This window comes from Microcoleus sp. PH2017_08_TRC_O_A, assembly GCF_020738665.1.
GTDB lineage: Bacteria > Cyanobacteriota > Cyanobacteriia > Cyanobacteriales > Microcoleaceae > Microcoleus.
In genome coordinates this window covers 1-25,611 of record NZ_JAEQCE010000077.1, presented here as the reverse complement: position 1 = coordinate 25,611, position 25,611 = coordinate 1, and the positions used below count along the sequence as shown (strand labels likewise).

Genomic DNA, 25,611 nt, shown 5'->3' with positions numbered 1-25,611 from the left:
GCCACAAGCTTGAGGGTCTAGAGGGATATTTGAATGTCCCACTGTCGCCCTTTTGGGTGGGCCCGAATCCCCGTCGCTTTAGCCCTGGGGAGGTTCAAACCACAGCCTCTACCGAGTTACTGAGAGTCGGGTTTTTGAAGGTTGGTCGATCGAATGCAAGCACCCCTAAAAGAGCCCTCTGGCGGTAGAGGCAAAAATATGAAATACTGGGGGGATGGAGTTTTCTGAAGTTTAATCTATTGCCTCAGTTAGCTCCATATTGCTAAAATGTGATATTTAGATTAACTTCTTTCTACAATTATTAGGTCTAAGTTCTATGACAAACTTAATGAACCGCCTTTCTATTTTTGTGGACGGGAACAATATGTTCTACGCTCAACAAAAGAACGGCTGGTTTTTTGATCCACGCAGGGTGCTCGAATATTTCAAAACTTCGCAGCCAAATGTCATCTTGATCAATGCTTTCTGGTATACGGGTTTGAAAGACCCCCAAGATCAAAGGGGATTTCGAGATGCATTGATCAGTCTGGGTTACACGGTTCGCACTAAGATTCTTAAGGAATATTACGATGATGCTTCGGGCCGATATTCTCAAAAGGCTAATTTAGACATAGAAATTGTGGTTGATATGTTTAATACGGTGGATCAGTACGACCAAGTTGTGCTATTTAGCGGGGATGGGGATTTTGAGAGGGCGATCGAGCTATTGCGATCGAAAAATACTCACATTACTGTGGTATCTACCGAAGGAATGATTGCTAGAGAATTGCGAAATGCTACTGATAGGTATATAGACCTAAATGAAATTCGGGAACATATCGAGAAAATGGATTATTAGTCAGTTGACAGTTGACAGTTGACAGTTGACAGTTGACACCCGAACCAGTCCGATTTCATTAATCATTAGTTATTGGTCATCAGTCATTAGTCAGGCGTTATGGGTTATTGATTATTAATTATTCGTTATGGGCGCGAAACACCAGACTGGTGACTGGCACTAATTGCCCAGAATAGGGGACAAGTAAAAATCAGGACAACACTTTTTTAGAGCTATGAAAACTCAACCAAGTCAAGACCGGATTATTATTTTTGATACGACTTTGCGGGACGGAGAACAATCTCCGGGGGCATCTTTGAATGGGGACGAAAAGCTAACTATTGCCCGTCAGTTAGCGCGATTGGGCGTGGATGTGATTGAAGCAGGTTTCCCTTTCACTAGCACGGGAGATTTTGAGGCTGTCCAAAAAATAGCTCGGACTGTTGGGACGGAAGATGGGCCGACAATTTGCGGTTTGGCAAGGGCGCGCAAGCCGGATATTAAAACAGCAGCCGAGGCGATTAAACCAGCGGTAAATTCGCGAATTCATACGTTTCTGGCTACGTCTGATATTCACTTGGAATATAAGCTGAAAAAGACGCGGGCTGAGGTTCTGGAAATTGTGCCGGAAATGGTGGATTATGCTAAGTCTTTTGTGGATGATGTGGAGTTTTCGCCGGAGGATGCTTGTCGTTCCGATCGCGAATTTTTGTATCAGGTTCTAGAAAGGGCGATCGAGGCCGGGGCGACTACTGTGAATATTCCCGATACTGTGGGCTACACAACTCCCAGCGAGTATGGGGATTTGATTCGGGGAATTAAGGAAAATGTGCCGAATATCGATCGGGCAATCATCTCGGTTCACGGTCACAATGACTTAGGATTGGCGGTTGCTAACTTTTTGGAAGCTGTAAAAAATGGCGCCAGACAGTTGGAATGCACGATTAACGGGATTGGGGAACGGGCGGGAAATGCGGCTTTGGAAGAGTTGGTAATGGCGCTTTACGTGCGGCGCCAATATTTTAATCCGTTCTTGGGAAGACCTGCGGATTCTGACGAACCCCTGACAAATATTGACTCGCGCCAAATTTACAAAACTTCCCGCTTGGTTTCCAATTTGACTGGGATGTTGGTGCAGCCAAATAAGGCGATTGTGGGAGCAAATGCTTTCGCCCACGAGTCGGGAATTCACCAAGACGGGGTGCTGAAAAATAAGCTGACATACGAGATTATGGACGCTGAGTCGATCGGCTTAACGGAAAATCAAATTATCTTGGGCAAATTATCCGGCCGCCACGCATTTCAAACTCGGTTGAAAGAGTTGGGTTTTGAAATGGCAGATGATGAGCTAAATAAGGCTTTTGTCAAGTTTAAAGATTTAGCCGACAAGAAAAAAGAGATTACCGATTGGGATTTGGAGGCGATCGCCAATAACGAAGTCCACCAAGCTCCCGAACTTTTCCGGTTAGAATTGGTACAGGTTTCCTGCGGGGACAAATCGCGGCCGACAGCCACGGTTACTGTGCGGAATCCGGCGGGCGAAGAATTGACCGATGCTGCGATCGGCACCGGCCCTGTAGATGCGATTTACAGGGCGATTAACCGCGTGGTAAACGTACCAAACGAGTTGATCGAGTTTTCTGTACAATCGGTAACAGCGGGCATAGATGCGATCGGCGAAGTAACAATTCGCTTGCGCCACGAAGGGAAAGTATTTTCTGGACACTCAGCCAATACTGACATCATCGTCGCCTCCGCCGAAGCATACATCAGCGCCTTAAATCGGCTGTACGTGTCATTGCAGCCTAATCCTGAAAAATCCTCCGAACAGCCAACTGCGATCGCAAATCAAGTTGTCGCAGAAGCACAGCGCTGATAAATTGATTCTCAGCCATCCTTGCTAAAATACACCGCAGGCGAACGCCCATCGAAGCAGATAAATCTCAATAAATCTGCGTTAATCGGCGTTCATCTGCGGTTTCATTTTTTTTACCAACAACAAACATTAAAAAAATGCAAGACGAAACTTTAAAAAAAGAGCGACAATTCCACGATGCTTGGGCATCCACAATCGATGTTGACGGCATTCGAGTCAATGATTACTTTGAAGCTTGCACCGCCCCAGAAAATAGATTTATCCTCAAACAAATGGGCGATATTACAGGCAAACGCCTGTTAGATTTAGGCTGTGGCGCCGGAGAAAATAGCGTTTATTTTGCGAAGAAAGGCGCGCATTGCGTCGCAGCAGACTATTCTCAGGGCATGGTAGAAGTTGCGCTGAAATTGGCAGAAAAAAACGGCGTCACCATAGAAGGTTGCACCGTCAATGCAATGGCGCTAGATTTTCCAGACAACAGTTTTGATATTGTTTACGCTTCTAATTTGTTGCACCATTTGCCGGAACCAGAAAAAGCGATTCGCGAAATGTACCGCGTCCTGAAACCGGGTGGCAAAGCTTGTTTTTGGGACCCGATGAAGCACAATCCAGTGATTAATGTTTACCGCAGAATGGCGACCGAGGTGCGGACTGAGGATGAAACTCCTTTGGATATTAATATTGTGAAACTTGTTAAATCTCTGTTTTCGCAGACGGCTTACGATACGTTTTGGTTGACATCGCTGTGGATTTTTTTGCGCTTTTATTTGATTGAAAAAGTGCATCCGAATGATGAGCGTTATTGGAAGAAGATTATTCTTGAACAAGAAAGATTGAAGCCGGAATATTCTCGTTTGGAAGGGTTGGATGGGTTTTTGAAGAAGTTGCCTTTGATGAAGCGGTTGGCTTGGAATTTGGCTGTGGTGGCCACGAAGTAATACCAATTTAATGTGAAGTTGCATATATCTCGATCCCCCTAAATCCCCCTTAAGAAGGGGGACTTTGAGCGCTTCCTGTCCCACCCTTCTTAAGGGGGGCTAGGGGGGATCGGAATTCTATGCAGCCTCATAAAAAACTGGTATAAGATGATTTTAGTGGTAGGGTGCGTCAGTTTTGAGATGATAAATCACCACCGAAAGTATGATTCTGACGCACCATTGGCGATCGGGTGTGTCAGTTTTGAGATTGTGGGTTTGTAGCAAAAATAATCGTAGCTGACGCACCCTACTTCAAGCTATAAAAGAAGTACAATAAGTCTAAGCATTTAATTTAGAGGCTAATTATGCCAGAAACTATTACTGCTGTCTACGAAAACGGAGTTTTTCGACCCTTGAGTTCCGTGTCTTTCCAAGATGGGGCAACTGTACAAATTAACATTGTAGCTGATGTTTCGCTGGAAGAATTGAAGGACGATCGCGAAAAGGCGATTAAGTTGATGGATGTACGAGGATTGGTGCGTTTTCCCAAAAAACAGAATAAGCTCGATCGAGGCGAATTAATCAAACGCGAGCAGCAGTGGCGCGAATTGATGAAAAAAATGGAACCGCTACCAGGTAAGCCTCTGTCAGAAATCATTATCGAGGATCGTGGCCCGTGGTAAATGCTTATTTTCTCGATACTAGCGCTTTAGTCAAACGATATGTGCCTGAAATAGGCAGTGACTGGATTTTATCGATTACTGATCCTGCTACCAACAGCGATTTAGTTATTAGCCAGATTACTTGGGTGGAGGTACACAGCGCCTTTGCACGCCGTCTGCGGGATGGAAGTTTGTCTGCGGAGCGCTTTGATTTAATTGTGCAAAAAGTTAGGGAGGATTTTGAAAATGAATACCGAGTCATAGATATAAATCCAACTTTGATAGAAACAGCCACTGAATTGGTGATTCAGCATCCGCTGCGGGCTTATGATTCTGTGCAGTTAGCATCAGCTTTGCGGTTTCAATCTACTCTCATTTCGGTGTCGGAAACTCAACTGGTTTTTGTTTCGGCTGACAACAGACTGCTGAATATTGCTCAGTCTGCCGGATTGGCGATCGACAATCCTAATAATTATCCATAATCAAACGGTTGGTAGTGAGGAATGCGAGTCCTCCGATAGATGCGGACTGAAGTCCTCACTACGAACCTGATGCGGACTGAAGTCCTCACTACGAACCTGGTTATCTAGAGGATTTCTTTCAAGGTTTTAAGTAATATTTGATTCTGTTCTTCTGTACCTATACTAATTCGCAATTTATCGTCCAATCGCGGCTGATTGAAGTATCGAATCAATATTCCCCGTTCTTTGAGTGTTTGATAAATCCTTTCTGCATCGCCGTTGGGCGGCCTGACTAACAAAAAGTTGGTTTGCGATCGCCAAACTTCAAAGCCTAAGTCCTGGAAACTAACGGCTAGTTTTGCTCTGGAAGCCTTGATTTTGTCGGCGTTGGCTGTTTTGTGGTCTGAATCTGCGATCGCACTCGCCGCCACCGCATAGGCTATAGCATCAACATTGTAGCTGTCTTTGATTTTATTTAATTCAGCCAACAGTGCCGGATTTGCGATCGCAAAACCCAATCTCAATCCTGCTAGCGAATAACCTTTGGAAAGCGTTCTCAAAACTATAACATTACTGTACTTTTTTGTCAATTCCAAAGCATTGTTTTCGGCAAAATCTACATAAGCTTCATCGATGACCAGAATGCCAGATAATTCTTGAGCAAGTTTCTCCAAATCTGCCACAGATATCGCTGTTCCCGAGGGACTATTTGGCGAAGCTACAAATGTCACAGAACCTTTAGCTGCTATTAGCAAATCGACGGGTAATTTGTAGTCGTCTGGATAGGGAACTTCGACAAATTCTGCATCTTGAATTTCTGCCAGCGTGCGGTACAATACGTAGGTAGGTGAGGGACAAACAACGGGTTTTCCAGGTTCGCCCGCAGCGCGAACTATCAAGTTTAATAAATCATCGCTGCCGTTACCTACGGCAATCCAATCGTCAGGAACCCCCAAAGCTTTACTAGCGGCGATGCGGAAAGTTTTACCAGTTGGATCTGGATAGCGCCGCAGCATTTCTGGGTCTATTTCCTGAAGCACTTTTAAGGCTTTGGGAGAAGGCGGATAGGGATTTTCATTAGAATTTAGTTTAATAATTTTTGTGCCTAGCGGTGGCTGTTCTCCCGGTACGTAACCGGACATTTCGTGGATGCTTTGGCGAAAATAATTCATCTATTAATTGAGTTTTGTGGAACAGGCAATGAGTTTTGTGGAACGGGCATCTTGCCCGTTCTCGATCGTGGTGCAAGATATCAAGTGATACAAATCATATCAAACAATTAGTGACAATCCGAGTTATACCCAAATCAATTAACTTTTGCATATTTGTGCGATCGTCCACAGTCCACGCTACAATGTCAACTCCTTGATTGCGGGTTTCTGGAATTAGTGCGGGGTTTTCCAATAAAACACGATACAGGCTGGTAATCAAGTTATCGCGATGGGCGACAGCTTGAGACAATTGAGTTTTATATGCTTCTAAATTAGCAACGATGTGTCCGATCGCCAAATCGCCATTTAGCCGCCGCACTTGTCCGAGAAATTTCTCGCTAAACGAGGTAATAACGCATTTTTCTTGAATTCCTGCACGGTGCAAAGTATTGACAAACTCCGCAACTTCTGTATCCGACCATTCGCAGTGAGGCTTGACATCAAAATAGAGAAATTTGTCAACATTCTTGAGGATAGCTAAGGCTTCTTTGAAGGTGGGGATTTTTTCCCGTGAAAATTCATCGCTGAACCATTTACCAGCATTGAGTTTCTGCAAGTCTGACAGGTTTGTTTCCCTGACTTTACCAGAAACTCCGGTGATTCTATCCAGCGTGGCGTCGTGGAAAACCACGGGCACACCGTCAGCCGATAGCTGGATGTCAAACTCGATCGAATCGGCTTTGCGGGCGATCGCCCTGGAAAATGCTGCTAAAGTGTTCTCAGGGGCGATCGCCGAAAATCCCCGATGTGCAATAATTTCTAAATTCACAGTGTTGCGCCCTCTAAAAAATCTGCCACGGTTTGATTGAAACTATCCGGTTGAGTCAAAAAACACCAGTGATTCCCCGGTACTTTGACAATTGTCAGATTTTGCAAGTATGTTTTGTAGGGCTGCATTTGCCAATCCATGCGATTTACGCCTGTTTCCGGCTGTACAAACAAAGTAGGAATATCAATATTTTCCGTTAAACCGGCAACTTCCATCACTTCGGTAAATATCTGATTTCTGGCGGGAATCACAAATTTACTTCCCCAACTTCCATCTAATTTTTGTTCGATTTGGTTTTGGAAGATCATTTGTTGCACTTCACTCCAACCTGCGTATTCTCCCGATTGTTTGGCGGCTGCTTCGGCTTGGGCTAAAGTTGCAAACGGGCCCATACATTTGAGACAGTCTAATTTGCGGTAAACTATTGGTAGACTGAGTTTCATCACAGCGGGCAGTTTGCTGATGAAGATTGGGTCTACTAAAATCATACTCGAAATGCGATCGCCATTTTGCCGCGCCCAAATTAATGTTAGTTTTCCCGTCCAAGAATGTCCGACAATGTGGGCATTTTGCCAGTTGAGGTGTGCCATCAAAGCTTCCAAATCTGCGATCGCCCTTGCAAAAGTATAGCCGGTTTCCGGTTTGTCACTCTCTCCGTGGCCGCGCATATCTGGCGCTACAATATGATAGCGGTTCGACAAGTAATTGCCCAAGCTCGTCCAGACACACCCACTATCTGCTAAACCGTGCAACAGTAGCAAACGCGGAACTTTTTCTGTCCCTGTTTGTGAGTTCCATTCTAGATAAAAAAGTTCGATATCTGGTAATTTTAAACTGTGGCGTGCAGGCATATAGAATAAGTTGAAAAACCCATTTTTTGACTAATTTCATGAATACGCAAAAGGTTTGTAGTGAGGACTTTAGTCCGCATCCATAAACTAGGACTAAAATGCTCACCAAAAAACTTGCTAGCAAACCAATGACTCCGAGCCAATAGGTTGCTGATACCAAACATCATCAGGGAGCATCTCATTGTTGCAAAAAATATTTTTTATTGTAGTGCGAGCGTCCCCGCTCGCGAGTATTGCAGGACTCGCGAGCGGGGACGCTCGCACTATTAAATGCAAAACTGAGATGCTCCCCATCATCATCCTAAATTTTACCTTTTAAACTCAACAAAATAAACTGAGTTTTCTGAGCTTCCTCAAAATTATCATCGCTCACCAAAACCACACTTTGGCTACCATCTGGCAAACGCGGGCCGAGAGTCATTCCCTCTAAATTGTACAGCGGAATTCCGAGTTCATTCAAGTCTAATAGTAACTTTTTCCTCACAGGTTCAACCATTCCTAGTTGCCCCTTAAAACTTTCGATTCTAGAAGTATCTGTCGCCGCCCCAACAGCTACTTGATAAATTTTAGCACCGTATCCCGATATCCCAAAGGAACGCTCTAAACTCAAAAATTGACCTCCACCAATCGTTACCAATTCTGTTAATTCGTTCAAAACAGTCATCGGAACTTCGTCTAGCTGGTAAAGATTTTCCGAGACTAATTGCGGAGTTTTATCGACGATGATATAATGTAAAAGACGGAGTTTGCTTGCCTGTTCTGGGTCTAAATCTTGAATTAACGGCGCTGCTGTCGCTGCAAACAACCTAAACGGATCTAAACCGCCCGGACTAAAGGTTTCTGGGTCGATACTCAAGGATTCAAAACCTAAACTTTTCTGGACTCCTTGCTGTTGTTGTTCATCGTTGGTATCGGGGATGTAACGCTTGGGAATTGGCAAATTTCCTCGCAATTTCCCGGTAGTGAGGTCAAATTCTCCGACAAAAGGAGGGCTGGCTTCGCTGGCGACAAATACTGAATTCCGTGGAGACAGGGCGATACCTTCGGGATTGATGGAACCCCAAAGGAAGGTTTCACCGTCTGCTTTTTTGAGGGATGTAACGCCTTCAACAGAAACTTTTTCGAGGCTAATATTGGCTGGATCGCTGGATTTAAGATCGAGTCGGAGACTGTAAAATCTGGCTTCTCCGTTTTCGCTTTTGTCGTCGGAAAGGGCGTAAAAACGATAAGCCTTGGAAGTAACACCACTAATACCTTTGGCGTCGTAGGTGATGCCTGATAAACCGCCGACTGGCGATCCTTCAAAGTTGATTTTTGGCAATTGGTACTCGCCCAAAAAGCCTAGGGATATTTCAGGAAAAGAGCGATCTCTAGCAACGGCGGGAGGGGCCGCGCAAGCTGTGCATACAGTTAGGAAAATTAGAGCTAAACTGAATAGGCGCAAAATGCGTTGGCGAAGCCCGCCCCTACGGGGGCTACGCCAACGAAGAGGATCGCCCAAAGCCTGTAAATTCCAATAATTGCTCAGTGCGGTAAGTTTTATTTTGTTGCTATTGTTGAACAGTTGGCTTGTGTGCCATCTTTGTGACATAATTTATACCGTTTTGTAAGTATGCAAAACTTGATGTTTCGTGCAGGGCTGCCGAATGGTGGCAACCAAATTTTAAGAATGAGAAATTCTTTGCCAATTGGGTGCTTGCTTTTCTGGCTGTGTACTGGTTCAATTGCTAGCGCCCAAACTAATCCACCACCCCTCGATCAATTTTCTCCTAATCCTCTAGAACTTACCACACCCGATCCCCTAAAACCCGCTACTGAATCTTTGAGTAGCACTCAGCGGGAGGATCTGAGTGCAGCTTTGGAAAAGCTAAGCTTAGAAGCAGCGGCTAAACTGCAAGCTGGAGATGGGGCTGGTGCTTTTGATATTTGGTTTCGAGAATTGCGACTGCGCCGATATCTTGGCCCGGCGGCGGAAATTGCTGCTTTGAGTCGGGTGGGAAGTGTGGCTTGGAGTAGCAATAAAAACCTGGAACTTCAGCTTATTACTAAACGGCTGCAAGCAATTCACAAACAAGTTAAATCGCAAGTGCCGGTAAATACTGAGTTGCTCCCGGCTTTAGCTGCGGCTTTTGGGCAGGTGCGCGCTAAAGGCCCGATCGTAGAAGTTTACCAACAAATCCTCGAAAATGCGCGCCAAAATCAAGATATATTGGCTCAGGGTCAGACTTTAAAGGCGATCGCACTTGTTCACATCAATTGGCTGAGTTACGATAAAGCGGCTCCCGTGTATGAGGAATTGGCAACTTTAATTCAGGAAAACCGTGCTGTATTTGCTGCTAATGCTGCTGTACCAAATTCTGCTGTAACGGCGGGAAATGGCGCGCCACCACAGCCTGTAACTCCTCCGACTGAGGTGGATACTCTGAGACAGTTAGCCTACGTTTACCAACAGTCGAAACAGCCCCTAAAGGCGATCGCAGCCCGGGAAAAACTAGCATCTGTGTATGTCAACCTGCAAAACCCGGCTGCGATACCACCGCTCAAAATTGCGATCGGCACCGATTACCAAACTATAGGTCAAATCAACTTAGCAGCTCAATACTATCAGGAAGCCTACAATTTAGCCGTCCCCATTCAACAGTACGCCCAAGCTAGCGAAGCTTTGGATAAATTAGCACTGCTTTATCGATCGCAAAAACAGCTAGAACCGACTGTGCGAATCTATCAAATGCAGTTGTTGTTGGAAGAACGGGCTTACAATTGGTACGGATTGATGAGTGCTTACGACAATCTCGGTCAAGTTTATCAGGAAATGAAGGATTACAAGAAAGCATTGGAAGCTTATCAGAAGGGGTTGGAAGTGGCTAAAAGATTGGGACACAGAAAAGAGTATTTTGACAAGAAGATTATTAAGGTTAACAAGCAATTGCAACGGACTTCGTAGTTGTCCGCAGACAATAATGCTAATTTGTGATTGTGATGCGAGTAATTTAGGGAACATCTCAGTTTGGTATTTATAGTGCTGTCCCCGATCGCGTATTGTACAATACGCGAGCAGGACAGCACTCAAAGAAAAATGCTTTTTACAAAAATCAGATTCTTCCTACGAAGATACTGCGGACTTGTAAGTTTCTCGAAAAATAGAATAATACAATACATCAATTTCGTAATAACGAGCATTTTTTTCATATTTCATGCCAACTTTCTGTATCACCCGCTGGGAGGCGATATTTTCCGGGCGGGCGATCGCAACTATTCTCTCCAACTTTAATATGTTAAATCCATAGTTTAGACTAGCAAAAGATGCTTCTGTCGCCAATCCTTGATTCCAATAAACTTTATCAAACGCATAGCCAAGCTCAACTTCCGGTGTCTTGTCCAGAAAAGCCAGCCCGCAGCGACCAATCATTTTACAATCTATTTTATGTACTACAGCCCACATTCCGAAGTTGTGTTCTTCCCAACGTTGGAGCATAGCATGAATGGCGCTTTCTGTTGCTTCTCTAGTTCTAACTCCTGTCAAGTATTTCATTGTTTCCGCATCACTGTAAATACGGTACAGATCGTCTAAGTCATCTGGCGTAAATTGCCTCAGATACAATCGGGCTGTCTCTATCTCTTGCATGATGGACAATCACTATTCTAGCAGGAAAATTGAAGGCATATCCTGGGGGTTCATCTCTATGAGTGCAAGGGCGAAGCATTTCGGCAAACAATTTGTTAGTCATAACCAGAGATTTATTGCCGAAATGCTTCGCCCCTACGAATATATTTGCATAAAGTGAGATGCACCCGAGGCTTGTAACAAATAGATGGGTAAAAGCAAGGTAACTCACACCCTACAAAACTACTTTACTCCTATCTTTGCTACTAGCGTTTTGCAGTTTTCAACTAAACGAATGAACTCTGCCCGATAGCCTTCCTTGTCTTCACCTTTCGCCTGACTAGCTAGCTTCAATACTTGATCGAAACTAGCTGCTCCCTTGTACTCAGAATCTCTCAAAACCATCCCGAAAGCAGCTACAGCAGCAGCAAATCTGAAGTTAGCAGAGGCATTTTCTAGTTTCACAGGTTTGTCGATTACTGACTGCGTAATTAACTGACTCACTGTCTCATTGGGGTTTTTGTAACGCAACTTTACCTGCATCAATTCATCAGTTTGAGAGGTAGAAGCAGTGGCTGGATTCGGTTGATATTTTAATGGATCGACCTCCGGCAATTTGACATCGCTGGCGACACCAACCGGAATAATTTCGTAAATTGCCGTTACCGAATGTCCCGCACCTAATTCACCTGCATCTTTTTTGTCATCGTTAAAGTCTTGATTTTGCAAAACTCTATTTTCGTAACCAACTAAACGGTAAGCTTGAACTTTAGCTGGATTGAACTCTACTTGAATTTTCACATCTTTGGCGATGGTAAATAGCGTGCCTCCCATTTGAGTGACTAGCACTTTTTTGGCTTCCAACAAACTGTCGATATAAGCATAATTGCCATTACCTTTATCGGCTAGCTGTTCCATTTTTGCATCTTGCAAATTGCCAGTACCAAATCCCAAGACGCTCAGAAAGACTCCTTGTTCTCGTTTTTCTTCAATCATCCGCACGAGTTCGCCATCGCTGGAAACGCCAACATTAAAATCGCCGTCCGTTGCCAGAATAACGCGGTTGTTTCCTTGTTTAATAAAGTTGTCTTTAGCAACTTTGTAGGCTAGTTGAATGCCTGCTCCGCCTGCGGTAGAACCACCTGCTTCTAGCTTGTCAATGCTATCTAATATCTTTTCTTTTTGGTTGCCCGGTGTTGGAGGCAAGACTAACCCGGCGGCTCCGGCATAGACTACAATAGTGACGCTATCTTTGGCTCGCAATTCGCTGACGAGATATTTCAAAGATGCTTTGACTAACGGCAATTTGTCGGGCGAATTCATGGAACCGGAAACATCGATCAGAAATACGAGATTGTTCGGCGGTAAATTTTTGGTGGAAATGCTTTTTCCTTGCAAACCAATGTGGACTAATTTGTGTTGGGGATTCCAGGGAGCATTGGCGACTTCTGTATTAATTGAAAAAGGTCGATCGCCCTTTGGCTGCGGATAGTCGTAGGTAAAGTAATTAATTAGTTCTTCGAGGCGCACTGCATCTTTGGGCGGCATCACGCCGCTGTTGATAAAGCGTCGGACATTGCTGTAGGATGCTGTATCGACATCGATGCCAAATGTGGAAAGCGGGTTGTTGCTAGCCCGCTGATAGGGGTTATCGTAAATGCGGTTGTATCCTTCGCGATCGAATTGTTGGGTTTGGGCGGGCAAGGCTGTGGTTGTAGGTGATGGTAGTGGAGTTACTGGCTGATTAATGCCGCCAAAATTTCTAGTTCTTAATAAATCTTGTCCTGTAAGATTGTTAGGAGCGCGATTGTCAAGGTTAAGTCTCACTCGCTGAGGGGCTGTTTGGGGAGAAGGCGCTGGTAAAGGTACAGAATTGGGTTCTGAAAGGGGGGGATTTCGATTTTGTTCCAATTCACCACTACGAGCTTCTAATGCGTCAACTCTACCCCGCAGCGTCGCTAATTCAGGGGCGAATTCAGTCTGTAAACGTTGGACTATGGCTAAATCTTCTGGGCCGACTTTTGGCGTACCTGCTGCGATCGCCCGATCGACGTTTACCAAACAACTATTTAAACTTACCGCAAACTCAGAGCGTTTTAAAGGTCGATCGCCTAAAGTAGTACCAACTGGGGCGACAATCGGGCAACTGTAGCGTTTTGCTAAGGATAGTAGTGCCTGAAAAGCCCAGCTACTCGGTGCAATGTCAGCCGATTGAGAGACATTTGTGGGAGTTGGTGCGTTGGTTTGGCGATCGACTTCCAGGGCGATCGCACTTTTAGGATTCATCCAGCAAAAAGTTAAAATTACTGGACTTAGCACCACTATTTGCAACAAAAGTTTACGCATAGATTTTTACTCCTGAGAATATTGCGATCGCGATATTGAATAACATACTACATCAGTTTCATAATAACGAGCGTTGTTTTCATATTTGAAACCAACTTTCTGCATCACCCGCTGGGAGGCGATATTTTGGGGGCGGGCGATCGCAACTATTCTCTCCAACTTTAATATTTCAAATTTTGTCTGGCTAAAAATATTTTAGTTGGGTTTCGTTTGAGGTAAAATATTAGAGTCTTGCGATCGCATAATATACTCGATCGCGACCGCAATCGTCAAAAATGTGCTGGTATTTCATCCCCACTTTTTCCATTACCCGCCGCGAGGATCTGTTTTCGGTATCTGCAACTGCAACAACTTTGTCTAGTTTCAATACTTCAAATCCATACTTGAGCGTCGCCGCTGCAACTTCCGATGCTAAACCTTTCCCCCAATACGCTTTTGCTAACACGTAACCGACTTCTACTTCAGATGTTTTGCCTAAGAAGCGAAGCCCCCCGTCGCCGATCAATTGGTTATTTTGTTTGTTGACAACAGCCCACAAACCGAAACCATGTTTTTCCCAATCTCCGATTATCTGAAATAAATCTGCTGCTGTTTCTTCTTTATTTCTGACGCCTTCGCTCAGATACTTCATCACTTCCGCATCGCTGTAGATGCGGTACAGCTCATCTAAATCGTCTGGAGTAAATTGTCTCAGATACAATCTAGGTGTTTCTATCTGTCGGGACAAAGAATTTACTGTAGCTGTAGAAGATTCCATGATTTAACTGACTGTATTTGCTACAATTATTGCTTGGATATATTCTACAGGTTTTCTGCTTAAAGACCGATCGAACTTCCAGCGCCCACCCGCGCTACAAGCTGCGGAGCAAAAAAGCTCACTATCCTGAGCAAAAGCCCCCTAATTTACCAGCAGGCTCGCTTCTGCAATCTAAAATCTAAAATCTAAAATCTAAAATCGAATGACCATTTCCTCACCAGTAGCAGACACCGAAAACCAACCCCGCCGCGATACAGACTGGCGGTTATTCCTGAGGTTGGCATCTTACGCAACCCGCAGCAAACGCTTGCTGATTATTTCGATCGCACTATTAGTACCGCTAGCAGTCTCAGGAGCAATTCAACCGATTCTGATCGGACAGGCAATTTCGGTAATTCGAGCAGAACCTACCTATCAATTTTTACAGGGATTGCCTTTATCTACTGCATTAAATGTTTTGGCAGTCTTGCTGATGCTAACTATAACATTTAGATTGGGACTGCAATCAGTTCAAGGATATTTAGTCACAAAAGTAGGGCAAATTATTACTACTGATATTAGAAATGATTTGTTTGTACACGTCACCTCGCTAGCGGTGCGATTTTTCGATCGCACTCCAGTAGGCAGATTGATGACGCGCCTCACCAGTGACGTGGAAGCTTTGGGAGAGGTTTTTTCCTCAGGGGCGATCGGGATTGTCAGCGATTTATTTTCAATATTAGTAATTGCCATTTTCATGTTTACCATGCAATGGCAACTAGCTTTAATGTTGGTATTAATGATGATCCCAATTGCCGCCATAATCATTTATTTTCAGAACCAATTTCGCATAGCAAATTACACCACCAGAGAAGAACTTTCCGATCTCAACGCCCAACTGCAAGAAAACCTGACGGGTATTGGCGTAGTGCAGCTATTCCGCCGGGAAAGATTCAACTCAGAATTGTTTAACGTTACCAATAAATGCTACATTAAAGCAGTTGATAAAACTATCTTTTACGACTCAGCCGTATCTGCAACATTAGAATGGATTGCTTTAGTGGCGATTGCAGCCGTTTTGTGGATGGGCGGTCAAAGCCTTCTGCAAGGTACAATTAACTTTGGTACTCTGTCTGCATTCATTTTATTTGCTCAGCGTCTCTTCGATCCGCTGCGGCAATTTGCCGAGAAATTTACGGCTATTCAAGCAGGATTTACCGCAGTCGAACGGATTAGCGATATTCTCAACGAACCGATCGAAATTAAAGATCCAATTAGCGGGGCGAAGGAAGAAGGAAAATGGAAGAAGGAAGAAGGAAGAGGGAAGAAGCAAGAAGGAAGAGGGAAGAGGGAAGCAGGAAGAAGGGAATATTATTCGCCGTTGCTGATGGCCGGTCATCCAGAGGCACTTGCTTATAATTTATCTTCAAATGAGCCAGAATTGGTAGAAAGTAATCAAACTCCTGTAACTTCTGAATATCGCCTATCAGCTAACAATCAAAAATCCCTAGTTGCTCATGCCCAATCAAAGCAAGCTGCATCCGGAGAAATCCAATTTGACAATGTGTGGTTTGCTTACAAAGAAAACGAATATGTTCTGCAAGACCTCAATTTTACCATCAAATCCGGCGAAAAAGTAGCATTAGTTGGCCCTACTGGTGCAGGCAAAAGTTCGATCATCCGTCTCTTGTGCCGCCTTTACGAGCCCACCCGAGGACGGATTCTGATCGATGGTATAGATATTCGCGATTTACCTCAAGCAGAATTGCGGAGACACGTAGGTGTTATTATTCAAGATGGCTTTCTATTTGCTGGCGATGTGAAGAGCAATATTAGCCTTGGCGAAAGTTACTCGATGGAGGAGATTCGAGCAGCAGCAGAAAAGACGAATGTTGCTCGTTTAATTGAAGAATTACCTCAAGGTTATGACACGCAATTGCGGGAAAGGGGAACGAATCTTTCGGGGGGACAAAAGCAGTTGTTAGCGTTTGCTCGCGCCGCCATTCGCAACCCCAGTATTTTAGTGCTCGACGAGGCGACTGCTAGTTTGGATGTGGGAACGGAAGCTTTGATTCAAGAGGCTCTGGAGCGTTTGATGGCGGACAGAACGGCTATAATCATTGCTCACAGGCTCTCGACTATCCGAAATGTCGATCGCATTTTGGTGCTCAAACGCGGGCAGTTAGTAGAGTCTGGCAGCCACGAAGAGTTGTTGCAACAAGAAGGTTTGTATGCTAGTTTGTACAAGCTGCAAATGCTGGGAAGTTAGACAGTTGACGGTTGACGGTTGACAGTTGACAGTTGACAGTTGACAGTTGACAGTTGACAGTTGACAGAAGGAAGTAAGGAGAAAGGAATATTTTTCCTAAAGTCGGCAGATTTGCGGTTTTAGATTTTAGATGAGAGAACAAATCTGAAATCTAAAATCTGAAATCTAAAATCGGATTACCTGCCAAAAATTATTTTCCCAAGGGTTTGTGGCAGGTGAGTGATGTGTTGAAAAAGTTGATTTGGCCCGATACCAAACAATAACTGCATCGCCAGCACAATTGCTGCTAGAGCAATCGCTGTACCAACGCTGGCTTTCAATACTTTAAAAGCCCAATTAAATACCAGCCAAGAAACAAGTAAGGAAGCAATTAAGATGATTAACTCTATTGGCATATAACATTTTTAACTCTTATTTTTAATTCAAGCAATACTACCGCGCTTCCGGGTTTCCTTATTAGAAATACCGACATTTTTTAAACCTGCTTTAATCATTTGCTGCTCTAACAAAGCAAAAAAGCTACTTCGATCGCCTCCGGTGACTACTGCTTGGTTGTGGGCTTCTGCTAGCGTCACGGGATAGCCGCCGCCTTTGTGTACTTGAGCTAGCATCATTCCTAAGGCTAAATCTAGCTCTGTCTTATCTTGTGCTACCCATTCCGGAACTTCTATTCTAGCAATTTCTGTGCCAACATGAACGTAACAAAAATAGATGGGATTGAGACCGTATAAATCTAAAATTCGAGCGTGGGATTTCCACAACGGGCTTCTTTGTCCGGGTAGCAGGATTGTGGCCCACAAGACGGAATCTCGTAGGGGTTCAAATTCTTGACAAGGTGCTTTTTCATCGAAAGCACTGGTGGCAGAAAATCCGACGTTGGGGCAGTTTGTCATGCAGTCTGGTACTTCGTGGGTGCAAGCTTGAAACCGCAAAAAAGATAAGCTTTCGGTGCTGCGAGAAGCGCTCAAGTATCCTAATAGGGGAATTTTTGCTACGCGCAATTTGTCCCAAGCTTCTAAAATTGGTTGCAAAATTCGATCGCGCGCTTCGCTAGGTAATTGTTCCAAAAACCAGTAAATCAGGGAACCATCTACCATTGCCAAAGTTGGCGCGGGTAGTTGATTGTCGTTAAATTTTGCCCAATTGCAGCCCATTTCCGCGAGGGCGATGGCTTCGGAAACGGCGCGCCGGTATCCCATCCACTCTTCGGTTCTAATTCCCCACTGGCGCGAAGCATACAAGTCTTCGGGTTTGTAGAAAACTTCGGGCACGCTGTCTAATACTGGGTGGCGGCTTTGCCCGTAGTGCAGCATGACTGTACCGACGTTGATCAGGTAGCAGTAGGCGATTTCGTGATGGCTGGGCGAAATTTGCGATCCGTCTGTGGCGAAGACTGTGTGGGCGGCGGGCGGTGCGGTGATGTAGGTGCGATCGGACAATGGCTCGATCGGCGTGGCTGCATTGAATAAAGTGCGATCGCTCCAACTCTCTTGCAATTCTACCAATTTTTCTTGTCCCACTGCCGCCTGTTCCAGCAAATTCTGAGCCACTTGCAAACGCTGGCGAGCCGCCAAAGCCTCCACATTCAAATGCTGGCTCATTCCCTGCATTGCTTTGGCTGCTTTAGTTAAATCTAGCATTGGTTTTAAGTCTCAGATTGGTGCGATCGTTCGGAATGCAAGTCCTCGGGAAAAGAAGGACTAAAGTCCTCACTACGAACCTGGAAAGAAGGACTAAAGTCCTCACTACGAACCTGGAAAATAAGGACTAAAGTCCTCACTACGAACCTATTTTATTACAGTCACCGACAAAAAAAAATCGATTTTTTTTGTCGGTATGCTTGATTTTTTGGGGAATTCCTGTTATATTTATATCATAATGGGAATATGTTTAAAAATATTATTTTTGCAACCATCCCATTATATAATAATACCATACCAGCGCCGCAAAAGTCAACAAAAAAAGTGTAAAATTTGGGGATTTTTTTTGACTCTGCTAAGCGAAAAAAAATCTCCCTCCCAACAAGTCTAAGATCAACATTCGTCAGGCAGCCAATCGACAAAATCTCCGGCAAACTGCGACAGAGAAAGCAATTGAACAGGTGGATTTTGAGCCACAGATTCCCGTTCTGCCAAAGTATTGTAACCCCAGTCAGCCAAAAACAACCTCACCTGAGATAAATCCGGCTGCTGCTTCACAGAAACCAAAGTTTTTAACCGATCTTCCACAAACCAAATAGTCGTATCTTTGCCAGAAGCTGCCAAAAATTCCCGCAATATTTGGTGTTTCGGCTTGTTGTATTCCTTGCCAAAAATTAACTCCGACGGCATTTGTACGCCCGCTAGCTGCAAGAGTTCCCGCACAAAACGGCCTTCCTTGGTGGTGACGATCGCGACTTTGACCGAACTATCCTGTAACGAGTGCAGGCGATCGGCTATTCCGGGATAAAAGCGGTGCAAAGACAGCCACCCAGCTAAATCCTCAGCAATCCAATTATCGCGCAGTCCGTCTAACATTGCGCCGACAGACTGGGGTTTTAAATTATTTTCGGTCAATAACTGCGGGACAATGTTTGGCCAGTCTAGCAAAATTTGCTCTTCGGTAATTCCTGTCAGCAGTGCGCGAATCAGCAGGGGCATTTCCCAACCGGTTTCGATGGCTGGCCGCACTCGGTAAAAACTCAAAGCTAAATCTGCATCGGGGACTATTTCGACTGATTGCCAGATTTGGCAGTAGGTACGCCAAGCGGTTTGGAAATATTCGATTAGTCCGTCACAAATTACACCGTCAAAATCAAGGGCGAGAATTGTTGGAGAGTTATTAGTCATCAAGCGAGTTTAGATTTTAGATTTTAGATTTGGCTAAATAGTCTCGATTAAAAAGACTGAACTAGCGGTTTATAGGCAATCGATTCTAGTTTTTGGGAGTTCAACAATTGCGTCCACTCTGCTTTCAGCATCGGATCGTCAGGAGCTTGTCGCCGCATTTGGGCTAGGGTAGAAATAGTATCGTACCAAATCCCATTTTTAGCATAGGCGATCGCCCTCGCCATAGGGTCGGGATTTGCCAAATCGTTCTTGAGAGTTTCCTGCGGTGCAATGCGCTGCACGAACCCTTTAACATAATAGTCCGAAGAGCGATCGTCAGGATCGCAAGCCACCAAAAACCACCACTGATATCGCTTCTTAACCTCAATAAATGTTTGGCGATCGGTTTTTTTAGGAATATTGACCTCAACTATCCCGGGCTTGTCAACTTTGAAAGTAGTTTTGTAAACCTCGGTTAGTTTTTCATCGTCAGTTTGCAAAATAAACTCGACTTGAGTCGAATTGAGAGAGACATAGGCAAAGAATGTCGGCGACTCTGTGAGGGTTAAGCCGATATTAGTTGGAGGCATTAAAGGAATAATAGATAAATCCACCGGACAGGGGGAGAGGAACGCAGGTGTTCCTCGTCGGTTGTCGGGGGTTATTAAATCTGGAGGTCTAAAATTAATATTCTGACTCAGCAGAATTGGTGCAGGGACAGCCTGCATCGGTGGCACTAAACTGGGGAGAGTAAGTGCGATCGCAAATGCGGCGATCGCCAGTGCAACCCCATTTAGAAAACGTTTCATTTTTTAACGGCATAGCAGGAATGTTGGGCCTGGCATTTTTACCAGAAAGAATTGGTTTAAAGCCCGCCCGCCCGATCGGGAGAAATTAAAAGAAGACTATTCATTACTCCAATCCTCTTCCTTCGAGGTAGAGGTCGCTCTCAACTGTCAAGCGGTCAACTGTCAACTGAATGAATCATCCCTAGGAGTTTGAATCGCAGCGGGCGATCGGCTTAATTTGTCAATCTTCAGATTCTCATAAGAAGGACAAATTAAGCCTTGAGAAATCGGGACGCTTAAAGAGGCTGAACTAGGGGTTTATCGGCGACTGCTTCGAGTTTTTGGGACTTCAACAATTGCGTCCACTCAGTCTTCAGCCGCGCATCATCGGGTGCGACACTACGCATTTGGGCTAAAGTCGCCAGAGTCTCGTACCAAATGCCATTTTTAGCATAAGCGATCAGCTTCGCCCTCGGGTCGGGATTTGCCAAAGCGCTCTTGAGAGTTCCTTGCGGTTCAACTCGCTGCATCCATCCTTTAATAATATAATCTCCCGATCGTTCCTGAGGATCGCAAGCCAGTGCAAACGACCAGACATATCGCTTACCAACCTCAATATTTTTTGTCTTACCTTTGTCAGAAAGGCTAACTCCCACAATTCCAGCTTTGTCAACTTTTAAACTAGATTCGTAGACTACTTCGGATTCATCTTCGTTTAGCAAAACAAACTCTACTTGAGCCGCCGGTTGAGAAACATAGACAAAAAATGTTGGCGACTCTGTTAGGGTTAAGCCAATATTGCTTTCAGGTATTAAGGGAGTAATCGATAAACCATCCTGCAACTGACAGCCTCGATGCGCTCCCCCTTGGCGGTTCTCGGGGGCTGTGACCTCTGGGGGTGTGAAATTAACATTCTGACCCAGGGGAGTTGGTGCAGGGACAGCCTGCATCGGTGAAAACAAGCTGGGGAGAGTAATTGCGATCGCCAATACAGCGATCGCCAGTGCAGTAAAATGTAGAAAACGTTTCATTTTTTTCACCAGATAGAATAAAATCAGGGTTCGGATTTTTACTCCAGACTAGGAGTAAGAATCGCAGCGGGCGATCGGTTTAATTTGTCAATCTTCACAGCCTCAGAAGAAGGACAAAAGAAAGCCTTGAGAAATAGGGAGGCTTAAAAAGACTGACCTAGCGGTTGATCGGCAACTGATTCGAGTTTTTGGGACTGCAACAATTGCTTCCACTCGGCCCTCAGACTCGCATCATTGGGTGATCCTCGCCGCATTTGGGCTAGAGTACCAATTGTATCGTACCAAATATTATTTTCAGCATAAGCGATAGCCCTAGCCATAGGGTCAGGATTTGCCAAATTTTTCTTGAGAGTTTCCTCGGGTTCAATGCGCTTCACAAACCCTTTAACAAAATAATTTCCCGACGGATCGTCATTGCAAGCCACGGAAAACGACCACTGATACCGCTGGTTAACCTCCAGAGTTTTTTTGCCCTCCCCTTTGTTGGGAATACTGACTTCTATTATCCCCGGTTTGTCAACTTTGAAAGTCGTTTTATAAGCATCGATTCCTTTTCCATCGTCAGCTTGCAATGTAAACTCCACTTGAGTCGAAGGGTGAGAAACATAGGCCAAGAATGTTGGCGATTCTGCTATGGTTAAACCATCATTGCTTTTAGGTATTAAAGGAACAATAGATAAATCCTGCGGACAAGCATTCCCTCGATGCGTCGCCGATTGCCTGTTGTCGGGGGCGTCTACATCGGGAGGTTTAAATTTAACATTCTGACTCAGCAGCATTGGTGCAGGCACTGCCTGCATCGGTGGCAGGAAACTGGGGACACTAAGTGCGATCGCACATACAGCGATCGCGAGTGCAGTAAAATGTAGAAAACGTTTCATTTTTTCACCAACCTTATAGATATATTATAGATCGCGTCTCTACTGTTAGTCTGGAGTTCTCAGCCCGGGCGCGATCCGGTCAAGTTTTGATTGTTCGCATCGCCATCAAAAGAAGGAAAAAAGTTCAATAAATAGCGATTTTTAAAGAGACTCAACCAGCGATTGACCTACCACTGATTCCAGTCCTTGGGACTGAAACAATTAGGTCTACTTGGCTCTGGGTCTCGCATATCTCGGTGTCTGTCGCCGCATTTGGGTTCAAGTAGCGAGAGTTTCGTACCAAATCTCATTTTTAGCATAAACTTCGAGCCACGTCATCGGGTCGGGATTTGCCAAATCGCTATTGAGAGTTGGCTGGGGTGCGATGCGCTCTACGAACCCTTTAACAACTGTATCTGCCATCTGCCGATCGAGCGTCTGGTTCGCAAATCATCGAAAACGATCGCACGTAACGCTTGCCAACTTCTAGTGATTTGTTGCTGTCCCCCGTAGCGAGAATGCTAATTTCAACAATCCCGGATTCATCAACTTTAAATGTTTTTTGGTACATAAATTTTTTCTCCCTGCTGGCGACCAATATTTTTGAGAAGCTAGTCTCACACCGCAGATACAGAATTTGAACCTTGACAAATCAATAACATTAATTAATTGGAGCTGCAACTGGATTCTGGGGACGGTAAATCCAGCGGTCGAGGTCGCGACTGTTATTCCATATACATTTCGCTGGTAGCGAAATGTAAAGTTTTGTTACAAATCGGTCGGAGTTTCCGGGTGTTCTAAGATGGAGGAAGTCTCGTGTAGGTGCCGACAAGCAACATAACTGCTGTTCGGTGAAACGAGTCAAAATTTTATATTGTGGCAATGACTAAAATATCTAACAAATTTCTATCTGACAAAATTCGTTCGGCAGCGGCTCAATTGAGTCAACTGTATAAACCATCACTAACAGTTGTTAGCTCTGTATTAATTGCCACCGCGGCAGTAACATTATCGTTGGTCGGGACTAGACACCTAGGAATACTGGAACCAGTAGAATTAAGCGCTTACGACCAAATGCTGAGATGGCGTCCCGACGAAAAGCCAGACCCGCGCTTGCTAATTGTGGGGATTACCGAAGCAGATATTCAGAAACTAAAGCAATGGCCGATATCCGATCGCAAAATAGCTGAAATATTACAAAAACTAGAAAAAATGCAGCCGACAGTCATCGGCTTAGACGTACTGCGAGATGTACCTTTAGGAGAGGGGCGTGAGGAATTAACTAAAGTTTTACAAAAAAGCGATCGAATTATCGGGGTATGTTTAGTCACCGACGGAGGCCCCGACACTCCCGGTTCTCCCCCTCCTCCGGGAATGTCAGCAAACCGGGTGGGATTTGCAGATTTTGGAATCGATCCGGGCGGCATACTCCGCAGGGCTTTATTATTTATGAAACCACCGATAATTAAGGGCGATAATTCGGTAGAAAAACATCTTTGCAATGACAATTCTCAAGTTTTAACTTCCTTCAACCTCCAGCTATCACTCCGCTACCTGCAAAAGTATAAAATTTTTCCCAGACTGGCAGCAGATCAATCTTTATGGCTGGGAAAAACCAAATTTAAAAAATTAAAAAGCAATGACGGAGGATATAGCAATGTCGATGCGAGGGGATATCAAATACTAATTAATTATCACTCCAGGAGCCAAGTCGCAAACAAAGTCACAATTACCGATGTTTTACAAGGGAAAGTCAGTCCGAATTTAGTTAAAGATAAAATAGTGCTGATCGGTTACACCACAGAAACCGTTAAAGATGTATTTTATACTCCTTACAGTGGGCAGCAGCAAAAAAACCAATTCATGCCGGGGATCGTGGTACACGCACAAGTAATTAGCCAAATTTTGAGTGCTGTTTTAGACAAGAGACCGATGTTTTGGTTTTGGCCGGAATGGGCAGAAATCCTGTGGATTGCAGGATGGTCAATTGTGGGAGGAACCATGGCATCGCGGATGGCTCACCCATGGAAGCTGGCGCTGACATTCGCAGCAATACTGTCGGGGTGTGGCGCGATCGGTTTTGGGATTTTTCTGTTGGGAGGGTGGGTGCCTGTAGCAGCGCCAGCCTTAGCATTAATTCTAACTGGTGGCAGCATTGTATCAGCAGACAGATTTAATAAATCGGCATACGGGAAAGCAATTACCGATCGCGTAAAACAAGTATTCAAAATCGAAATAGACCAAGCCCAAAAAGAACAACAAGTTGCAGACATTGTAGAATCAGATTTCTTTAAAGAATTGCAGCTCAAAAAAGATGAACTCAAAAGTAGCAAAAAAGATACCTCTGAAAAAACTCCGTCGGATCCCCAAGAAATAACGCTCGGTGCTGCGGCTCTTCCCCAGGCCCAAAGCGAGGCAGACGAATTCTTAGCTCAGTTGCAGCTAAAAGCCAAACAGCAGAAGCAGCGGGCCGCCGCGACTGCATCGGAAAGCGACTCAAAAACAGAAAGCGCGATCGATCCTGGCGCGAGTGCTAGTTCTGGCGAAACCCAACCTGATGAGGGGTTCAGCGATTTGCAAGCCAGGGCAAAGCAGATGCGGCAGCGCCGGAACGCAGACAAAAAGATCGAAGAGCAAGACTTAAGTGGCAAATAGTTTGCTAAACTTATCTAAAGTTGATTGCTGAGAGTCAGTTCCATGTTTGCCGTCAAGCGAGCGCTCAAATTGAATAATCAAGAAGCGACCTTGATGGCAAAACACGCAGGATTTCGGCGCGTGGTATTTAACATGGGTTTGAGCCTGCGAGTCCAAATGTACGGTGCAGGTGAGTTTTCCGACTCAAAGGTCATCAACGAAATCAAGAAAGTTCTCACTAACTACGTCAAGAAACAACCTGAATGTACTTGGATGAATCAGTTGTCTTCTCGTGTTTACCAAAACGCTTTGATTGACTTGAGTCATGCGTTTGGGAGGTATCGTTTGGGGAAAGCCGGTCATCCAAAATTTGTCAGCCGCCGTGACGGTCAATCATTCACGGTTGATTCGTCAAACGGCAAAGTTTTGTTAAGTGCAGGCAGGACTATTAAAATTCCCACACTGGGAACATTCCGATTGCACGAGCCACTCTCATGCAGTTTTGTTTCTCAGACTTTCACGCTCTCAAAAGAAGGAAATCGCTGGTTCGTCTCTTTCTGTGTTGATGCCCAACGTTTACCGATGCGACAAAGAGAAAGTTCTGTAGGAATTGACATAGGTGTCAAATCCTTCGCCACCCTGTCAAACAATCAAGTGTTTGATGCACCAAAACCCCTAAAACAAGCGAAAACCAAGCTGGCACGGTTACAGCGCCAAGCATCAAGGCAGGTGAAAGGTTCTAACAACCAACGCAAAACCTACGACAAAATCAGCCAAATTCACGCAAAAATTGCCTGCATTCGTAAAGACTTCCTTCACAAGTTGACGACTTACTTAGCCCAGACTTTCTTGCGAATTAAGATTGAAGACTTGAATGTCAGCGGAATGCTGGCAAATCACAAGCTGGCTGGGGCAATATCCGACTTAGGTTTTTACGAATTCAGGCGACAGTTAGAGTATAAATGCAAAATG

General features: G+C 44.7%; 26 protein-coding genes. 10 read left to right on the top strand and 16 right to left on the bottom strand.

Translation table 11 applies throughout. The features are described from left to right. From JGK22_RS24245 to JGK22_RS24220, 6 genes are all read left to right on the top strand, one after another. On the top strand, positions 1-188 hold a 188-nt coding region (locus JGK22_RS24245; protein ID WP_293225688.1), incomplete at its 5' end, for a hypothetical protein. 128 nt (positions 189-316) lie between these two features. Next, a complete protein-coding gene (locus JGK22_RS24240) occupies positions 317-838 on the top strand; it encodes an NYN domain-containing protein (protein ID WP_006633075.1) in 522 nt (173 codons plus the stop codon). Positions 839-1,052: 214 nt separating this feature from the next. After that, complete coding sequence (locus JGK22_RS24235) at positions 1,053-2,693, top strand: 2-isopropylmalate synthase (RefSeq protein ID WP_293180116.1); 1,641 nt, start codon at positions 1,053-1,055, stop codon at positions 2,691-2,693. A gap of 137 nt (positions 2,694-2,830) precedes the next feature. Continuing rightward, positions 2,831-3,631 carry a class I SAM-dependent methyltransferase gene (locus tag JGK22_RS24230; RefSeq protein WP_293313943.1) on the top strand — a complete coding sequence of 267 codons (801 nt, stop codon included), beginning with the start codon at positions 2,831-2,833 and terminating at the stop codon, positions 3,629-3,631. Between the two features lie 344 nt (positions 3,632-3,975). Continuing rightward, entirely contained in the window at positions 3,976-4,293 is a 318-nt protein-coding gene (locus JGK22_RS24225; RefSeq protein WP_293203443.1) for an antitoxin family protein, read from the top strand. Next, a complete protein-coding gene (locus tag JGK22_RS24220) occupies positions 4,287-4,754 on the top strand; it encodes a type II toxin-antitoxin system VapC family toxin (protein WP_293203445.1) in 468 nt (155 codons plus the stop codon). Before JGK22_RS24225 ends, JGK22_RS24220 begins: the two co-directional genes overlap by 7 nt. A gap of 104 nt (positions 4,755-4,858) precedes the next feature. Here JGK22_RS24220 and hisC read toward each other — a convergent pair whose 3' ends face one another. From hisC to JGK22_RS24200, 4 genes are all read right to left on the bottom strand, one after another. Next, complete coding sequence (hisC, locus tag JGK22_RS24215) at positions 4,859-5,905, bottom strand: histidinol-phosphate transaminase (RefSeq protein WP_293313940.1); 1,047 nt, start codon at positions 5,903-5,905, stop codon at positions 4,859-4,861. Between the two features lie 94 nt (positions 5,906-5,999). Beyond that, positions 6,000-6,713, bottom strand: coding sequence for a glycerophosphodiester phosphodiesterase family protein (locus JGK22_RS24210; RefSeq protein ID WP_293206324.1), 714 nt, complete (start codon positions 6,711-6,713; stop codon positions 6,000-6,002). Further along, on the bottom strand, positions 6,710-7,564 hold the full coding sequence (locus tag JGK22_RS24205) for an alpha/beta hydrolase (protein ID WP_293242909.1): 855 nt from the start codon (positions 7,562-7,564) through the stop codon (positions 6,710-6,712). The genes JGK22_RS24210 and JGK22_RS24205 overlap by 4 nt, the downstream gene beginning before the upstream one ends. A 301-nt stretch (positions 7,565-7,865) precedes the next feature. Next, positions 7,866-9,155 carry an esterase-like activity of phytase family protein gene (locus tag JGK22_RS24200; protein WP_293242912.1) on the bottom strand — a complete coding sequence of 430 codons (1,290 nt, stop codon included), beginning with the start codon at positions 9,153-9,155 and terminating at the stop codon, positions 7,866-7,868. Between the two features lie 21 nt (positions 9,156-9,176). Between JGK22_RS24200 and JGK22_RS24195 the strand changes: the two genes are divergently transcribed. Continuing rightward, positions 9,177-10,508 (top strand): tetratricopeptide repeat protein, encoded by a 1,332-nt coding sequence (locus JGK22_RS24195; RefSeq protein ID WP_293313937.1) that lies wholly within the window; start codon positions 9,177-9,179, stop codon positions 10,506-10,508. A gap of 159 nt (positions 10,509-10,667) precedes the next feature. Here JGK22_RS24195 and JGK22_RS24190 read toward each other — a convergent pair whose 3' ends face one another. The 4 genes from JGK22_RS24190 to JGK22_RS24175 form a co-directional block, all read right to left on the bottom strand. Continuing rightward, positions 10,668-11,189, bottom strand: a complete 522-nt coding sequence (locus JGK22_RS24190) for a GNAT family N-acetyltransferase (protein ID WP_293206317.1) — start codon at positions 11,187-11,189, stop codon at positions 10,668-10,670. 222 nt (positions 11,190-11,411) lie between these two features. Then, complete coding sequence (locus tag JGK22_RS24185; RefSeq protein WP_293313934.1) at positions 11,412-13,514, bottom strand: VWA domain-containing protein; 2,103 nt, start codon at positions 13,512-13,514, stop codon at positions 11,412-11,414. Positions 13,515-13,520: 6 nt separating this feature from the next. Next, a complete protein-coding gene (locus tag JGK22_RS24180; protein ID WP_293180282.1) occupies positions 13,521-13,682 on the bottom strand; it encodes a GNAT family protein in 162 nt (53 codons plus the stop codon). 55 nt (positions 13,683-13,737) lie between these two features. After that, positions 13,738-14,271 carry a GNAT family N-acetyltransferase gene (locus JGK22_RS24175; RefSeq protein ID WP_293219167.1) on the bottom strand — a complete coding sequence of 178 codons (534 nt, stop codon included), beginning with the start codon at positions 14,269-14,271 and terminating at the stop codon, positions 13,738-13,740. Positions 14,272-14,473: 202 nt separating this feature from the next. Here JGK22_RS24175 and JGK22_RS24170 point away from each other — a divergent pair, with 202 nt between their 5' ends. Continuing rightward, positions 14,474-16,519 carry an ABC transporter ATP-binding protein gene (locus tag JGK22_RS24170; RefSeq protein WP_293180152.1) on the top strand — a complete coding sequence of 682 codons (2,046 nt, stop codon included), beginning with the start codon at positions 14,474-14,476 and terminating at the stop codon, positions 16,517-16,519. Between the two features lie 176 nt (positions 16,520-16,695). Here JGK22_RS24170 and JGK22_RS24165 read toward each other — a convergent pair whose 3' ends face one another. From JGK22_RS24165 to JGK22_RS24130, 8 genes are all read right to left on the bottom strand, one after another. Next, positions 16,696-16,914, bottom strand: a complete 219-nt coding sequence (locus JGK22_RS24165; RefSeq protein ID WP_293180155.1) for a hypothetical protein — start codon at positions 16,912-16,914, stop codon at positions 16,696-16,698. A 27-nt stretch (positions 16,915-16,941) separates the two neighbouring features. Then, positions 16,942-18,159 (bottom strand): DNA double-strand break repair nuclease NurA, encoded by a 1,218-nt coding sequence (locus tag JGK22_RS24160; protein ID WP_293180158.1) that lies wholly within the window; start codon positions 18,157-18,159, stop codon positions 16,942-16,944. 393 nt (positions 18,160-18,552) lie between these two features. After that, on the bottom strand, positions 18,553-19,347 hold the full coding sequence (locus JGK22_RS24155; protein ID WP_293212729.1) for an HAD family hydrolase: 795 nt from the start codon (positions 19,345-19,347) through the stop codon (positions 18,553-18,555). A gap of 47 nt (positions 19,348-19,394) precedes the next feature. After that, entirely contained in the window at positions 19,395-20,135 is a 741-nt protein-coding gene (locus tag JGK22_RS24150) for a DUF928 domain-containing protein (RefSeq protein ID WP_293180164.1), read from the bottom strand. A gap of 275 nt (positions 20,136-20,410) precedes the next feature. Beyond that, positions 20,411-21,145: a DUF928 domain-containing protein gene (locus tag JGK22_RS24145; protein WP_293147644.1), complete on the bottom strand. Its 735-nt coding sequence runs from the start codon at positions 21,143-21,145 to the stop codon at positions 20,411-20,413. 143 nt (positions 21,146-21,288) lie between these two features. Beyond that, positions 21,289-22,026 carry a DUF928 domain-containing protein gene (locus JGK22_RS24140; protein ID WP_293192845.1) on the bottom strand — a complete coding sequence of 246 codons (738 nt, stop codon included), beginning with the start codon at positions 22,024-22,026 and terminating at the stop codon, positions 21,289-21,291. 258 nt (positions 22,027-22,284) lie between these two features. Continuing rightward, a complete protein-coding gene (locus JGK22_RS24135) occupies positions 22,285-22,428 on the bottom strand; it encodes a DUF928 domain-containing protein (protein ID WP_293180170.1) in 144 nt (47 codons plus the stop codon). Beyond that, on the bottom strand, positions 22,409-22,576 hold the full coding sequence (locus JGK22_RS24130) for a DUF928 domain-containing protein (RefSeq protein WP_293147650.1): 168 nt from the start codon (positions 22,574-22,576) through the stop codon (positions 22,409-22,411). Before JGK22_RS24130 ends, JGK22_RS24135 begins: the two co-directional genes overlap by 20 nt. Before the next feature lie 311 nt (positions 22,577-22,887). Here JGK22_RS24130 and JGK22_RS24125 point away from each other — a divergent pair, with 311 nt between their 5' ends. After that, complete coding sequence (locus tag JGK22_RS24125) at positions 22,888-24,660, top strand: CHASE2 domain-containing protein (RefSeq protein ID WP_293192843.1); 1,773 nt, start codon at positions 22,888-22,890, stop codon at positions 24,658-24,660. 42 nt (positions 24,661-24,702) lie between these two features. Then, positions 24,703-25,611: RNA-guided endonuclease TnpB family protein (locus JGK22_RS24120; protein ID WP_366026514.1), on the top strand; the 909-nt coding region annotated here is incomplete at its 3' end.

Coding starts and splice junctions, on each gene's coding strand:
- JGK22_RS24240 (WP_006633075.1), top strand. CDS start 317: ATGACAAACTTAATGAACCGCCTTTCTATTTTTGTGGACGGGAACAAT.
- JGK22_RS24235 (WP_293180116.1), top strand. CDS start 1,053: ATGAAAACTCAACCAAGTCAAGACCGGATTATTATTTTTGATACGACT.
- JGK22_RS24230 (WP_293313943.1), top strand. CDS start 2,831: ATGCAAGACGAAACTTTAAAAAAAGAGCGACAATTCCACGATGCTTGG.
- JGK22_RS24225 (WP_293203443.1), top strand. CDS start 3,976: ATGCCAGAAACTATTACTGCTGTCTACGAAAACGGAGTTTTTCGACCC.
- hisC (WP_293313940.1), bottom strand. CDS start 5,905: ATGAATTATTTTCGCCAAAGCATCCACGAAATGTCCGGTTACGTACCG.
- JGK22_RS24205 (WP_293242909.1), bottom strand. CDS start 7,564: ATGCCTGCACGCCACAGTTTAAAATTACCAGATATCGAACTTTTTTAT.
- JGK22_RS24200 (WP_293242912.1), bottom strand. CDS start 9,155: ATGTCACAAAGATGGCACACAAGCCAACTGTTCAACAATAGCAACAAA.
- JGK22_RS24195 (WP_293313937.1), top strand. CDS start 9,177: ATGCAAAACTTGATGTTTCGTGCAGGGCTGCCGAATGGTGGCAACCAA.
- JGK22_RS24190 (WP_293206317.1), bottom strand. CDS start 11,189: ATGCAAGAGATAGAGACAGCCCGATTGTATCTGAGGCAATTTACGCCA.
- JGK22_RS24185 (WP_293313934.1), bottom strand. CDS start 13,514: ATGCGTAAACTTTTGTTGCAAATAGTGGTGCTAAGTCCAGTAATTTTA.
- JGK22_RS24175 (WP_293219167.1), bottom strand. CDS start 14,271: ATGGAATCTTCTACAGCTACAGTAAATTCTTTGTCCCGACAGATAGAA.
- JGK22_RS24170 (WP_293180152.1), top strand. CDS start 14,474: ATGACCATTTCCTCACCAGTAGCAGACACCGAAAACCAACCCCGCCGC.
- JGK22_RS24165 (WP_293180155.1), bottom strand. CDS start 16,914: ATGCCAATAGAGTTAATCATCTTAATTGCTTCCTTACTTGTTTCTTGG.
- JGK22_RS24160 (WP_293180158.1), bottom strand. CDS start 18,159: ATGCTAGATTTAACTAAAGCAGCCAAAGCAATGCAGGGAATGAGCCAG.
- JGK22_RS24155 (WP_293212729.1), bottom strand. CDS start 19,347: ATGACTAATAACTCTCCAACAATTCTCGCCCTTGATTTTGACGGTGTA.
- JGK22_RS24150 (WP_293180164.1), bottom strand. CDS start 20,135: ATGAAACGTTTTCTAAATGGGGTTGCACTGGCGATCGCCGCATTTGCG.
- JGK22_RS24145 (WP_293147644.1), bottom strand. CDS start 21,145: ATGAAACGTTTTCTACATTTTACTGCACTGGCGATCGCTGTATTGGCG.
- JGK22_RS24140 (WP_293192845.1), bottom strand. CDS start 22,026: ATGAAACGTTTTCTACATTTTACTGCACTCGCGATCGCTGTATGTGCG.
- JGK22_RS24135 (WP_293180170.1), bottom strand. CDS start 22,428: ATGGCAGATACAGTTGTTAAAGGGTTCGTAGAGCGCATCGCACCCCAG.
- JGK22_RS24130 (WP_293147650.1), bottom strand. CDS start 22,576: ATGTACCAAAAAACATTTAAAGTTGATGAATCCGGGATTGTTGAAATT.
- JGK22_RS24125 (WP_293192843.1), top strand. CDS start 22,888: ATGACTAAAATATCTAACAAATTTCTATCTGACAAAATTCGTTCGGCA.